At 73.2% G+C, this 12,678-nt stretch carries 12 protein-coding genes; 5 read left to right on the forward strand and 7 right to left on the reverse strand.

All coding sequences use genetic code 11. The features are described from left to right. Positions 1 to 21: 21 nt before the first annotated feature. A complete protein-coding gene (locus DEF28_RS17225; protein ID WP_114398769.1) occupies positions 22 to 1,413 on the forward strand; it encodes a dihydrolipoamide acetyltransferase family protein in 1,392 nt (463 codons plus the stop codon). A 168-nt stretch (positions 1,414 to 1,581) separates the two neighbouring features. Here DEF28_RS17225 and DEF28_RS17230 read toward each other — a convergent pair whose 3' ends face one another. Continuing rightward, positions 1,582 to 1,959 carry a hypothetical protein gene (locus tag DEF28_RS17230; protein WP_114398768.1) on the reverse strand — a complete coding sequence of 126 codons (378 nt, stop codon included), beginning with the start codon at positions 1,957 to 1,959 and terminating at the stop codon, positions 1,582 to 1,584. Positions 1,960 to 2,503: 544 nt separating this feature from the next. On the opposite strand from DEF28_RS17230, the gene DEF28_RS17235 reads away from it, so the two are divergent. Both DEF28_RS17235 and DEF28_RS17240 read left to right on the forward strand, forming a co-directional pair. Then, a complete protein-coding gene (locus tag DEF28_RS17235) occupies positions 2,504 to 3,148 on the forward strand; it encodes a GntR family transcriptional regulator (protein ID WP_114398767.1) in 645 nt (214 codons plus the stop codon). 47 nt (positions 3,149 to 3,195) lie between these two features. After that, positions 3,196 to 4,548 carry an MFS transporter gene (locus tag DEF28_RS17240; RefSeq protein WP_374058412.1) on the forward strand — a complete coding sequence of 451 codons (1,353 nt, stop codon included), beginning with the start codon at positions 3,196 to 3,198 and terminating at the stop codon, positions 4,546 to 4,548. Positions 4,549 to 4,590: 42 nt separating this feature from the next. Here the strand turns inward: DEF28_RS17240 and DEF28_RS17245 are convergent, their stop codons facing one another. The 3 genes from DEF28_RS17245 to DEF28_RS17255 form a co-directional block, all read right to left on the reverse strand. After that, complete coding sequence (locus DEF28_RS17245; RefSeq protein ID WP_114398766.1) at positions 4,591 to 4,803, reverse strand: DUF6458 family protein; 213 nt, start codon at positions 4,801 to 4,803, stop codon at positions 4,591 to 4,593. 165 nt (positions 4,804 to 4,968) lie between these two features. Beyond that, entirely contained in the window at positions 4,969 to 6,792 is a 1,824-nt protein-coding gene (locus tag DEF28_RS17250) for an acyl-CoA dehydrogenase (protein WP_114398765.1), read from the reverse strand. Between the two features lie 113 nt (positions 6,793 to 6,905). Then, on the reverse strand, positions 6,906 to 7,391 hold the full coding sequence (locus DEF28_RS17255) for a hypothetical protein (RefSeq protein ID WP_233515363.1): 486 nt from the start codon (positions 7,389 to 7,391) through the stop codon (positions 6,906 to 6,908). 504 nt (positions 7,392 to 7,895) lie between these two features. Between DEF28_RS17255 and DEF28_RS17260 the strand changes: the two genes are divergently transcribed. After that, positions 7,896 to 9,203 carry a glycosyltransferase gene (locus tag DEF28_RS17260; RefSeq protein ID WP_114398763.1) on the forward strand — a complete coding sequence of 436 codons (1,308 nt, stop codon included), beginning with the start codon at positions 7,896 to 7,898 and terminating at the stop codon, positions 9,201 to 9,203. Between the two features lie 57 nt (positions 9,204 to 9,260). Here the strand turns inward: DEF28_RS17260 and DEF28_RS17265 are convergent, their stop codons facing one another. Further along, positions 9,261 to 9,677 (reverse strand): hypothetical protein, encoded by a 417-nt coding sequence (locus DEF28_RS17265; protein ID WP_114398762.1) that lies wholly within the window; start codon positions 9,675 to 9,677, stop codon positions 9,261 to 9,263. A gap of 32 nt (positions 9,678 to 9,709) precedes the next feature. Beyond that, positions 9,710 to 10,849, reverse strand: a complete 1,140-nt coding sequence (locus DEF28_RS17270; protein ID WP_158562864.1) for an alpha/beta hydrolase — start codon at positions 10,847 to 10,849, stop codon at positions 9,710 to 9,712. Positions 10,850 to 11,166: 317 nt separating this feature from the next. On the opposite strand from DEF28_RS17270, the gene DEF28_RS17275 reads away from it, so the two are divergent. After that, positions 11,167 to 11,655, forward strand: coding sequence for a hypothetical protein (locus tag DEF28_RS17275; RefSeq protein WP_114398760.1), 489 nt, complete (start codon positions 11,167 to 11,169; stop codon positions 11,653 to 11,655). 33 nt (positions 11,656 to 11,688) lie between these two features. On the opposite strand, the gene DEF28_RS17280 is transcribed toward DEF28_RS17275, so the two are convergent. Next, positions 11,689 to 12,678: ABC transporter substrate-binding protein (locus DEF28_RS17280; protein ID WP_309485824.1), on the reverse strand; the 990-nt coding region annotated here is incomplete at its 5' end.

Consider the following 12,678-nt stretch of genomic DNA (forward strand, 5'->3'; position numbering starts at 1 on the left):
AGAGCCAGGTGACCTGAGGGAATGACGCAGCAAGGCGTGCAGCAGTTCCGGCTGCCCGACGTCGGAGAGGGCCTCGTCGAGGCGGAGATCCTCTCCTGGAACGTCCGGCCCGGCGACGAGATCACCGTCAACCAGATCATCTGCGAGATCGAGACCGTCAAGGCGGTCGTGGAGCTGCCCAGCCCGTTCGCGGGCACCGTCCGAGAGGTGCTCGTGGAGGCCGGCACCACGGTGGACGTGGGCACTCCCATCATCAGCGTGGACACCGGCGGCGGCGGGCCGGAGCCGGCCGCCGAGGAGGAGGCCGAGGACGAGGGCCGCCAGCCCGTGCTGGTCGGCTACGGCGCGAAGGCCGGTGCCACCCGGCGCCGACCGCGCCGCCGGCCCGGTGCCGCGCCCGACGGACCGGGCGGCGCGGCGCCGAACGGCGCGGCCGGACCGCGCGCCACACCGGCCGAGGCAGCGGCCGCGCCGCCGCCGCGGCCCGCCTCCGGCGGCCCGGCCGGGCGGCCGACCGTGCTGGCCAAGCCGCCGGTGCGCAAACTCGCCAAGGACCTGGGCGTGGACCTGCACACGGTCACGCCCACCGGCCCGGGCGGGACGGTCACCCGGGAGGACGTGCAGAGGAGGCATGGCGCGGCGGCGGAGCCGTCGGCCGCGGCGGCCCCCGAGGCGGCGCCGGTGCCGGCGGCCGCCCCGGACCGCGCGGCCCGTGAGGAGCGCATCCCCATCCGGGGCGTGCGCAAGCACACCGCCGCGGCGATGGTGGGCAGCGCGTTCACGGCGCCGCACGTCACCGAGTTCCTTCAGGTCGACGTCACCAAGACCATGAAGGCGGTGCGCCGGCTGCGCGAGCGTCCGGAGTTCGCCGGGCTGAAGGTCTCTCCGCTGCTCCTGGTGGCGCGGGCGCTGCTCACCGCGATCCGCCGCCACCCGGGCATCAACGCGACGTGGGACGAGGACGCCCAGGAGATCGTGGTGAAGCACTACGTCAACCTCGGCATCGCGGCGGCCACCGATCGCGGACTGGTGGTGCCCAACGTCAAGGACGCCGACCGCCTACCGCTGCCCGACCTGGCGCGGGCGCTGCAGGAGCTCGCGGAGACGGCGCGGGCCGGCCGGACGACGCCCGCGGCGATGGCGGGCGGGACCATCACGATCACCAACGTGGGGGTGTTCGGGGTGGACTCCGGTACGCCGATCCTCAACCCGGGCGAGGCGGCGATCCTGGCCGTCGGCCAGATCCGGGACATGCCCTGGGTGCACAAGGGGCAGCTCAAGGTGCGCAAGGTGACGACGCTGGGGCTGTCGTTCGACCACCGGCTGGTGGACGGCGAGCTCGGGTCGAAGGCGCTGCGCGACATCGGAGCGTGGCTCACCGACCCGGAGGCGACCGCCCTCGCCTGGGGGTAGCGGGCGCCGGCAGCACGAGGGCCCCGGCGACGAACGTCGCCGGGGCCCTCGCGCGGATCTGGAACGGCCGTCCGCGGCGGCCGGGGTGCCGTGGTCCGGGACCGCCGGAGCGGCCCGGGAATGTCAGAGGCGCCCGCTACACATGGTGGGGACGGCGGGGCGGCCGGTTCAGGCCACCGAGAGGTTGGCGGCGTGGTGCCGCCCCCGCTGCGAGACGCGGCGCCGGGGGAAGGGGCGGAGCAGGGCGGCGGCGCCGGCCGGGTCGCAGGCCGGGTGGGTGACGAGGCCGCCGCCGAGGACGTCGCTCCAGATGAACTTGCCGTCCCGGCACCACACGTTGATGCCGCGCCGGACCGAGATGACCGCGACGTCGGCGCTGCCGGCCTGGTACATCGGCCGGGACGCGGCGGCGGTGGCCAGTTCGTTCCACAGGGCGGCGATCGCCCGGTCGGCCCGGAACGCGTGCCGGGGGGGACGCCTCACCCGCGCGGCCTCCGCCAACTTCACCCGGAACGCTCTGGGGTTGTTCAGTCGCGGATGACTCAAGGGACGTCTCCTCATGTGGCTCGGGGGTCGCGGCGTGCGGGGCGGGGATTCCGCACCGCGGACGGGTGCCGCTACGGCCCGATCGCGGGCCTCATACTGCGCTGACGCCCGCGGGGGCGGGTGCCAGGGCCGCTGCCCGGGCAGGCGGCGACCAGCGATCTCTCCACCAAGATGAGAGGGGTACGAGGTCGGTTGTTACCTCGCGGTTATGCTTGCGAATCCGGATAGTAGCAGGAATTCCCGCGGGCAGGGCGCTCCGGTCAAATGTCGGCCATGTCACATGGACGGGCCGCGCGGGAGGAGTCTCCTCGGGTGCGTTTTCGCTGTTCACAGCATTATCCACAACCTGTGGATAAAGGGGTGCTTGCGGAGGGTGGCCGGCTCTGCTTCCGATCCGGTGGCTTGGGCGGGTCTCTGGGGGAGTGTCGGCCGCCTGCCGGGTGTGGTGTGTCACATCCCTCATGTTTGGACAACTCGATATCCGTGTGGATTTGGCCGCCATTCATCCCATGTGCGGATTATGGGTGGTTAGCATAGATACAACATGCATCCCACGCCATCTGCCACTGACCGTACGTACCAGTTCACCAAGGAAGCGATCCTCAGCCGGCACTACGCCGGCGGGGAGCTCATCAGCGAGGGGGACATCGCCGCCCGCGTCGGCGTCTCCCGCACCCCGGTCCGCGAGGCGCTGCTCCGGCTGGAGGCCGAGGGGCTCGTCCGGCTCTACCCCAAGCGGGGCGCGCTCGTCGTCCCCGTCTCCCAGCAGGAGGTCGACGACGTCATCGAGACCCGCCGGCTGGTCGAGGGCTTCACCGCCGAGCGCGCGGCCGCGGCGCCGACCGAGCGCCGCCGGGAACTCGTCGCCCGGCTCGGCGCGCTGCTGGAGCGCATGACCGAGCGGGCCCCCGCCGACCGCCGGGAGTTCGTCCTCGCCGACCGCGAGTTCCACCGCGCCATCGTCACGGCCGCGGGCAACCAGATCCTGACCGCCCTGTACGAGTCGCTGCGCGACCGGCAGCTGCGGATGATGGAGGAGGGGGTCCGCACCGCGGAGCGCATGCGAAGCAGCATCGAGGACCACGGCGCGATCCGGGCGGCCATCGAGGCCGGCGACGCCGCCCGGGCCCGGGCGGTCGTGCACTCCCACATCGACGCCGCCGCCGCACTGCTGGGGGCCCGCCGATGAGCTCGCGGACCGGCCGGCGCGCCGAGCGCGACGCCGGGAAAGCGCCCGTGCCCGCCGACCGCGGCCGGGCGGCCGCCCGCCGGAGTCCCGGCACGGCCTCGCGCGCCCCGGGGGACGGCACCGCCTCGGCCGATCGGCGGCCGACCGCGGCCGAACCACCGGGCGGCGCGCGCGCCTGGGCGGTGTGGGGCACCGCGGTCGTCGTCTACTTCATGGCGATGTTCCACCGCAACGGGATGAGCGCCGCGGCGCTCATGGCGCAGGAGCGGTTCGACGCCGGCGCCACCCTGCTGTCGATGCTCCCGGTGCTCCAGCTCGTCGTCTACGTGGCGTTCCAGATCCCCGGCGGGGTGCTCGCCGACCGGCTCGGGCCGCGCGGCTCGCTGCTGATCGGCCTCGGCGCGATGGTGGGCGGCAGTGCCCTCTTCGCCGTGGCGCCGACGATCCAGGTGGCGATCGCGGGCCGGGTCCTCATCGGGTTCGGTGACGCCCTCGTCTTCCTCAACGTCATCCGGCTCGGCGCCCTGTGGTTCCCCCGCCGCGAGTACGCGGTCGTCAGCGCGCTGACCGGCCTGGTGGGCGGTCTCGGCCAAGTGGCCAGCGTCGCGCCGCTGTCGGCGCTGCTGCGCGGCGTTGGCTGGACGCCGACCTTCCTCGCCGCCAGCGGGGTCACCGCGCTGCTCGTGGTGCTGGTGCTGCTGCTCGTGCGGGACCGCCCGGCCGGGTTCCCGGCTCCCGGGCGCGCCGAGCGCATCTCGGTGCGCGCGAGCATCGGCGAGGCGCTCCGAGAGCGCGGCCCCCGGGTCGGCATGGCGCACCACGCGGTGGCCATGACCCCCTTCACCATGCTCGCGGTCCTGTGGGGCTACCCCCTGCTGGAACGCGGAGCCGGGCTGGACCCCGGTACGGCGGGGATGCTGTTCACCGCCGCGGCGCTCGCTCCCATGGTGCTGGTGCCGTTCCTCGCGCGGCTGACCGGCGCGCGCCCCGGGCTGCGCAAACCGCTGGCCCTGACGCTGGCCTGGACCGTCAGCCTGGGCTGGCTCGCCGTGGTGGCGTGGCCGGGCGGGCTGCCGCCGCTGTGGGCCACCGCGACCGTCATCGTGGTGAGCGCCGCCGGCGCGGTGATCGCGCCGTCGGTCTCCTTCGACTACGCGCGGGACGGCATGCCCGCGCAGCGCACGGGAGTGGCCGCCGCGCTGGTGAACATGAGCGGGTTCGGGACCGTGGTCCTCGCCACGACGGCCGCTGGCGCGCTGCTGGACGCCCAGGGGGGTCCGACCGGCGGGCCGGCCTTCCAGGTCGCCTTCGTGCCGCTGGTGGCCATGGCGCTGACCGCGGCGGCGGTGCTGACCGTCCTGCTGCGGCGCTACCCCCGCCGGACCGCGGACGGCGGCTGAGCGCCGCTGTGGGGGGCGCCCGCCCGGGCGCCCGCCACAGCGTCAGACGCGGCGGTCGTCGCCGGGCAGCCGCTCCTCGGTCTCCCGGCCGCTGCGCAGCATCATGAGGATCAGCGTCAGCACGACGACGGCGATGCCCGCCAGCATGAGGATGACCCCGATGGCCGCGAGATCGATCCCCTGGACGTCCGCGGTGATGCCGAACCTGAGCACGGCACCCACGACGACCAGGAATATGCCGAGCCCGATGCCCATCGGTTACCTCCGTGACGCGACGTTGACCAGGGCGAAGGATTGCTGCCTAGCTCCTACCCCGTTCGCGTGCGGGCATTACCGGATTCCGCCGTTCTCTTGGGGAACCCCTGCTGGCGGGCGGCCGAAGCCGCCCGCCAGCAGGTGCCTGTCCCGGTTCAGCCGCAATCAGAAGGCCGACTCGGGCAGCTCCATGAGGTCCAGCGTGACGCGCTGCGCGACGACACGCTCGGCGGACAGCCGCGGCAGCACCTGGTCGGTGAAGAACCGCGCCGCCGCCACCTTGCCGGTGTAGAAGTCCCGGTCCGCCCCGCTCGCACCGTCGAGGCGGGCCAGCGCCACCTCGGCCTGGCGCAGCAGCAGCCACGCCAGCACCAGGTCGCCCAGTGCCAGCAGCAGCCGCGTGGTGTTCAGGCCGACCTTGTACAGCTCACGCGGCTCCTCGGCCGAGCGCAGCGCGTCGCCGACCATGCTCTCCACGATCGCCTGGACGTCGGCGGCGGCCTCGGCGAGCGCGGCGCGCTCGGACTTCAGCTGCCCGTTCCCCGCGTCGCCGGCGGCGAACGCCCCGATCTCGGTCATCAGCCGGCCGAGCGCCTGCCCGTTGTTCTTCACGATCTTGCGGAAGAACAGGTCCTGCGCCTGGATCGCGGTCGTGCCCTCGTAGAGCGTGTCGATCTTGGCGTCCCGGATGTACTGCTCGATCGGGTAGTCCTGCAGGTAGCCGGAGCCGCCCAGGGTCTGCAGCGACTCGGCCAGCAGGGCGTAGGACCGCTCGGAGCCGACTCCCTTGACCAGGGGCAGCAGCAGGTCGTTCAGCGCCTCGGCCTCGGCGGCGTCCTCGCCCCGGTGCCGGGCGATCTGCACCGCGTCCTGCTGCGTGGCGGTGTAGACGACGAGCGCGCGCAGGCCCTCGGCGTAGGCCTTCTGGTACATCAGGCTGCGCCGGACGTCCGGGTGGTGCGTGATGGTGACCCGGGGCGCGGTCTTGTCCGCCTGGCGGGTGAGGTCGGCGCCCTGTACGCGCTCCTTGGCGTAGGCCAGGGCGTTGAGGTAGCCGGTGGACAGCGTGGCGATGGCCTTCGTGCCGACCATCATCCGTGCGTACTCGATGACCCGGAACATCTGGCGGATACCGTCGTGCCGGTCGCCGACCAGGTAGCCGACCGCCGGGTGCCGGGCGCCGAACGTGAGCTCGCACGTGGTCGACGCCTTCAGGCCCATCTTGTGCTCGACGTTGGTGACGTAGGCGCCGTTGCGCTCGCCGAGCGTCCCGTCCTCGTTGACCAGGAACTTGGGGACCAGGAACAGCGACAGCCCCTTGGTGCCGGGGCCGGCCCCCTCGGGGCGGGCCAGCACGAGGTGGAAGATGTTCTCGGTCATGTCCTGCTCACCCGAGGTGATGAAGCGCTTCACGCCCTCGATGTGCCAGGTGCCGTCCTCCTGCTGGACGGCGCGGGTCCGGCCGGCGCCGACGTCGGATCCGGCGTCGGGTTCGGTGAGCACCATGGTGGCGCCCCAGCCGCGCTCGATCGCCTGCTCGGCGAACCAGCGCTGCCACTCGTTGCCCTCCTGCCAGAGAATGTTGGCGAAGCCCGGGCCGCCGGCGTACATGTGCACCGCGGGGTTGGCGCCGAGCACGAGCTCGGACGCGGCCCAGACCAGTGAGCGCGGTGCGCCCACGCCGCCCAGCTCGCGGGGGAGGTCCAGCTGGTACCAGCCGGCGTCCATGTACGCGTGGAAGGAGCGCTTCAGGCTTTCCGGAATCGCCACCGTGTTCGTCTGCGGGTCGAAGACCGGGGGGTGGCGGTCGGAGTCCTCGAAGGACTCGGCGATCACTCCGGTGGCGAGCCGCTCGACCTCTTCCAGAATGGTGCGGGCCGTGTCCTCGTCCAGCTCCTCGAACGGGCCGGTACCCAGCACGTCCTGGCGCGTGAAGACTTCAAAGAGGTTGAATTCGAGGTCACGGAGGTTGCTCTTGTAGTGCGTCATGGCGCGCTCCGCTGTGTCCTGGCCGCAGTGTGTGCACACGCGATCTACTGGCTAGTAACAAATTCAGGTTACTACCCAGTAGGGGGTGTGCGCCAGTGCGGGGCGCCGCGGGCTCAGGTGCCGATCGCCATCACCCGCGCGATGGCGTCCAGCAGCGCGCCCACCTCGGGCAGGGGCCCCTCGCCCAGTTCGAGGCGGCGGCCGTCGCGCGTCCAGCGCGCCAGCCGCGTACGGCGCACGGTCCGCGGACCGCGGACGGTGCTGTCGGCCTCCAGCAGGAAGAAGTCCGGGTCGGAGGGCCCCAGGAACGGGTCGGCGATCCGGGTGCCGCACACCAGGTACGCCTCACCGGTGCGCATCGGCTGCGGCAGCACCACCACGGCCGCCTCCAGGGAGCCGCGCTCGGCGTACAGCGCCGACAGCCCGGTCGGCGGCAGCCGGTCCGCCTCGGGCAGGCTCGCGCCGGCCCGGTGCCACGCGCCGCGCAGCCCATCGGCGAGCTGCCCGTCGTGCGCCAGCGTGAGGAAGCGGTGGCCCAGCTGGAAGGTGATCGCGCGCAGTACCACGTGGGTGAACTCGTCGTGATGCCGACGGGGCACGTCGTCATTCCGACCCCGACCGTGCCCGACCCGCATTCGTCCGCCTCCGCATCGACATGGCGCCGCACGCACCGCTGCGATTGTCACAGAATCACGGCACCGCGGAATGGGGGACCGCGCGCGCTCCGTCCGTAACGTGATCATTTCGTGCTCGGCGCCGCCGACCGGAGCGGGCTCCCCGATCGAGGGGCGACCGCTCCGCGACCGCAGGGGCCCTTCGGCGCCCCGGTTCCCCGGGGCCCGCACCGCCGGAGCGGCCGCGGCGGCGGCGGGTGTGTCGGCGCGTGGTGGCCGGAACGCCGGCACGAAGATCATCTGCGGTTGATTGTACGAAAGTCCCGAATTGCAGGAGAAATCGATAGCTCATCGGAGACGGTGACAAAAGGCCGTAATGTGAGGCTGTTTGCGTTTTGTGGCGGTCCCTCCGGGGGCGATCTAATGATCCGGAACCAACTTGTATCGTTTCGTCGGAAACAACTGACGACGGCGGGCGGAGGCCGGTTCATGGACGAGCGGAGACTGACAGTGCTCTTCCTCCCGGAGAGCGCCTACGGTCCCACGAGCAACTGCGTGGGCATCGGCGACGTGCTGCGCGAACGCGGGCACCGGGTCGTGTTCGCCTCCGAGCGGTCATGGGCCGGGCACCTCACCGCCCGCGGCTTCGAAGAGGTCGTGGTCGACATCGAGTCCGCGCCCGAGGGAAGCGGCCCCGAGCCGGACCCGTTCTGGCGGGGGTACGTCGACACGCTCGCGCCCGAATTCCGCCGGAGCACCTACGAGCAGCTCGAAACGGTCATCGCCCGCATGTGGGCGACCCTGATCCAGGGCGTCAAGCGCGCCGAGCCGCAGCTCAGGCGGGCCGTCGCGGAACTGCGGCCGGACATCGTCGTCGAGGACAACGTGGTGCTGTTCCCCGCGCTGGCCACGGCCGGCGTGCCGCTCGTCCGCATCGCCTCGTGCAACCCCCTGGAGGTCCCCGGGACCGACGTCCCGCCGATCTTCTCCGGGTACCCGTCCAACGACCGCAGCCAGTGGAGCCGGTTCCGCGCGGAGTTCGAACGCACCCACCGCCGGCTCTGGGAGGACTTCGACGCGTGGGCGCAGCGCCAGGGCGCCGCCCCGCTGCCCTACCTGCGGTTCATGCCCGAGGCCGACGTCAACCTCTACCTCTACCCGGAGGTCGCCGACTACGTGGACCGGCGGGAGATGAACCCCAACTGGATCCGACTGGAGTCGTCGGTCCGCCGCGCCGACGAGCCGTTCGAGGTCCCCGAGAAGATCGCCCACGGCGAGGGCTCGCTGATCTACTTCAGCCTCGGCACCCTCGGTGCCGGGGACGTCCGGCTCATGCAGCGCCTGATCGACATGCTGGAGCACACCGTCCACCGCTACATCGTCGCGCTGGGCCCCCGGCACGCCGAGCTGCGGCTGCCGCGCAACGTGTGGGGCGCGGAGTTCGTCCCGCAGACCTCCATCCTGCCGCTGGTCGACCTGGTGATCACCCACGGCGGCAACAACACGGTCACCGAGGCGTTCCACTTCGGCAAGCCGATGGTCGTGATGCCGCTGTTCTGGGACCAGTACGACAACGCCCAGCGCGTCCAGGAACTCGGCTTCGGCGCGCGGCTGGACCCGCACCGGGTCACCTTCCGGGAGCTGCACGAAGCGGTCGAACGGCTGCTCGGCAACGCCTGGATGCGCCAGCGGCTCCGCGAGATCGGTGCGGAGATCCGCGAGCGGGACGGACTCGGCCGGGCCGCCGACGAGATCGAGCGGGCCGGCATCGCGCACGTGACCGGCACGAGGGTCTGATCTGGCGCCGGGCGCGGCGCGGCCGGACGCCGCTGGCCGCGCCCGGCCTGTTCGGCGTCAGGCGGGCCGGATCGGGCGGAACCGCGTCTCCGGGTCGGGGTCCCGGTAGGGCGGCGACTCCACCCACAGCGCCAGGCTCGTGCCGTCGCGGCGGATGAGTGCGGTGTAGCGGTACCCGTCGGCCGGGTCGCTCGCCTCGGCGTCCCCTCCGCCGTCGGGGAACCGGCGCAGTGAGCCGTCCCAGCCGCGCTCTCGCCAGGCGGTGTGCAGGGCCTCCAGCACCGGCGTCGCGGCGGCCCCGAGCCGGCAGACGTAGGTGGCCGAGGCCGTGAAGGCGGTGCCGCCCGCGGCCGCCGGGTCCGCCTGCGCGGTGTCGGCGACCACGAACTCCAACGGGGCGGGCAGCAGCCCGCCGAGGGCGGCCCCCCGTTCCATGGCCTGCCGGGCCGCCGCGGCCTTCTCCCTGGTCTCCATCGGACTCCTTCCGTCCCCTCCTCGCCCGGCTTCTATAGTCGCGGCCGCCCCGACCGCCCGCGCGGGCGGTGCGCGCCGCGTCCCGGTGGGCGGGGCCGCGCCCCGGCGTCGGCGGCGGTTGCCTGCTCCGGGTCCGAACGGCGGCCGACCCTGCTGCCGAACCAGTCGCCGAGCCGCGCCACCTGGGTGCCGGCGGCCCGCGCGGCCGGGACCTTCGTCACCCGGTCCAGGTCGCCGGTGACGATGTAGACGGCGTTGAGGAACGCGGGGGTCCCCTCCGTCCCGTACCCGAGATGGCCGATGGTCCCGGTCTCGACCAGGGTGGCGCGGAAGGAGGGGTGCGCCGGGTTCGTCCCGTGCACGAACGAGGGAGTGCGGACGACCGGGTCGATCGGTGATGCCGCGACGAGGAACCGGTCGGGGGTGAATCCGAGGTCCTCGACGCTGCGGATGTGCCGACCGAGCCCCGGGCTCCCGGCGATGAGGACGGTGTCGACGACCTTGGTCAGGTCGGCTGCCGCGGCGGCGTGGCCGACCACGGTGGAGCCGTAGCTGTATCCGATGAGCGTCGTCGGACCGCGCTGCTCTCCCCGGACGTTGGCCGCCCTGAGCCCCCCCAAGAAGCTGGTGAGGGCGGCGTGGCCATCGCGCGCGTAGCGGGCCGACATCGCGTCCGGGACCAGCAGGTCGGGGCTCTTGTAACCGAGCCAGAAGACGGCCGCGTTGTCGCCGAGGTCCGTGTAGGAGTCCGCCCGGTCCCGCAGCCGCCGGACGAAGTCGAGCGCGTGGTTCAGGTACTTCGGGCTGCGGGTGTTGGTCGCCGTGCCCGGCACGAGCACGGAGGTGGCGACAGCGTGGTCGGGGTCGTTGTAGGAGATGGCGACACGGGTGTCGGTCCCGCCGACCGTGCTCGGCGGGACGAAGAGCAGCAGCAGGCCGCCGCTGGCGCGGAACTCCTCGCGCAGCCGGACGGCGTCGAGGTCGCCCGTGCGCTCGATGTAGGCGTCGAGCAGGCGGGTGTTGGCGTAGTGCCGGGCCAGCGAGGGGACGCCGTCGAGGCCGCCGATGGCGGCTGGCATGTCCTCGACGTAGTGCCTGCGCTCCTCGTCGCCGAGTCCCGCCCACCAGGTGCGGACCTGGTCGGGCGTCCCTGCGGGCGGGGTCGGTGCCATGGAAAGCCCCCCGGGGGTCGGGCCGCGCTCGGATGACCGGCGCCTGCCGACGCCGGCACCATCATGCCAGGGGAGGCGAACATGAATGCGAACAGTTGCCCATCTACCGGGCATCTGGCGTGGAACTACCATCGTTGGCGGCGACGGCGGTGACGAGGGTGGCGGAGGGACGCGCGTGGCGGACGAGGACGATGAGGTACTGCGCAGGGCGCTGGACGCCGCGCGGAGACTACCGACCGAGGAGGAGCGCCAGGCGGCGATCGACCGGGCGGGGCGCGCCTACGCCCGCAAGGGGGGTCGTCAAGCTCGGCGCCTTCATGGGGCTGTTCGGGATCCCCGTCGTGCTCGCCCTCATCGAGAGCGTGGGGTTGCTCCCCCAGGCGTTCACCACCCAGCCGCTCGCGACCGTGGGCGCGATCGCGGCGACGCTCGGCGGCGTCTACGGGTGGGCCTACGGTGCGAAGCAGTTCTTCCGGGTGAAGGACCGGATCACCGACCGCCGCGCCGAGCGCCGCCGCGCTCCGCGCCCGGCTCGCGCGCAGACGCCCGAGCGGGTGGCCGCGCCCCGGGAGGCCCCGCGCACGGCCACCGCGGCCGCCGCGGCCGCCGCCAGGGGGCGCGGCACCGCGGCCGCGGCCGCGGCGGCGGACACCGCCCCGCGGGCGGCGCGGGCGGCCGCGGACCTTCCGGCGCAGGGGGTCGCCGCCGCCGTGACCGGCCGCACGGGGGCGGGGCCGGCGACGGCCGGCCCGGCGTCCGGCCGGAAGGTCGACCTCGTCAAGCGGGGAGCGCCGCGCCGCCGGTGACCCGGGTGCCGCGCGCCCTTCCCGCGGTGCCTGTCAGTCCTCCCGCGCGGGCAGCCCCGGCGGGTTGATCTCCGACTCCGGGATGGTGTCGGCCTCGATGCCCCACCGCGCCAGCACCTCGGCGTACCGGCCGTTCTCGATGACGGTGTTCAGCGCCTGGCTGAGCGGCTCGACCAGGCCGTTGCCCTTCTGGGTGGTCGCGGCGATCTCGGCGGGCAGGTCGCCGCCACCGGGCACCTCGCCCACGATCGTGCTCTCCTGGGCGGCGGCCACGTGGTAGGACACCATCGGCGTGGGCCCGAAGTGCAGGTCGATGCGGCCGGACCGCAGGGCGAGGTAGTAGTCCGACGGGTTGGTGTAGTACTGGAAGTCGACCGGCTCCAGGCCGTCCGCCTGGTTCTCCTCGTCCCAGCCGACCAGGATCTCCTCCTGGTTGGTGCCCGCGTCCACCGCGATCGAGAGCCCGGCGACGTCCGTGCGGTCCCGGACCGTGATGTCGCTGTCCGCACGGGCCTCGAAGGACAGCGAGTCCACGCGGTAGGTGGCGAAGTCGAAGATCTCCTTGCGCTCCTCGGTCACCGTGATGTTGGAGATGCCGACGTCGTACTGCCCGCTCTCCACCGACAGCAGCAGGTTGTCCCACGAGGTGACCTCCAGCCGGAGGTCGAGGTCCAGCACGTCGGCGACGAGCTGCGCGATGTCGGGCTCGCTGCCGATGATGGTCTCGTCGTCGTCGGCGAAGAACGCGAGCGGCACCCCGCCGGTGCCGGACACCCCGACCACCAGCTCGCCGGACTCCCGGATCTCCTCGGGCACCAGTTCCGCGATCTCCGGCACGGCCTGCGCGCGGACCCGGTCCTGCTCGGGACTGGTGTTGATGGCGAACCCCTCGGCCTCGCGGGAACCGGCGGAGTCCCCGGTCGCGGGTTCACCTCCGCAGGCGGTGAGCGCTAGCAGCGCCGCTGCGGCAAGGGCGGCGAGGCGGACGGGCCGAGCGGGGGCCGGGGGAAGGGACGGCATGGG

The organism is Marinitenerispora sediminis (assembly GCF_003336425.1).
GTDB classification, from domain to species: Bacteria; Actinomycetota; Actinomycetes; order Streptosporangiales; family Streptosporangiaceae; genus Marinitenerispora; species Marinitenerispora sediminis.

What these genes read in the sequence shown, in the direction of transcription:
- DEF28_RS17225 (WP_114398769.1), top strand. Translation starts at nt 22, where the DNA reads ATGACGCAGCAAGGCGTGCAGCAGTTCCGGCTGCCCGACGTCGGAGAG.
- DEF28_RS17275 (WP_114398760.1), top strand. Translation starts at nt 11,167, where the DNA reads ATGGGGCTGTTCGGGATCCCCGTCGTGCTCGCCCTCATCGAGAGCGTG.
- DEF28_RS17250 (WP_114398765.1), bottom strand. Translation starts at nt 6,792, where the DNA reads ATGACGCACTACAAGAGCAACCTCCGTGACCTCGAATTCAACCTCTTT.
- DEF28_RS17260 (WP_114398763.1), top strand. Translation starts at nt 7,896, where the DNA reads ATGGACGAGCGGAGACTGACAGTGCTCTTCCTCCCGGAGAGCGCCTAC.
- DEF28_RS17245 (WP_114398766.1), bottom strand. Translation starts at nt 4,803, where the DNA reads ATGGGCATCGGGCTCGGCATATTCCTGGTCGTCGTGGGTGCCGTGCTC.
- DEF28_RS17270 (WP_158562864.1), bottom strand. Translation starts at nt 10,849, where the DNA reads ATGGCACCGACCCCGCCCGCAGGGACGCCCGACCAGGTCCGCACCTGG.
- DEF28_RS17265 (WP_114398762.1), bottom strand. Translation starts at nt 9,677, where the DNA reads ATGGAGACCAGGGAGAAGGCCGCGGCGGCCCGGCAGGCCATGGAACGG.
- DEF28_RS17235 (WP_114398767.1), top strand. Translation starts at nt 2,504, where the DNA reads ATGCATCCCACGCCATCTGCCACTGACCGTACGTACCAGTTCACCAAG.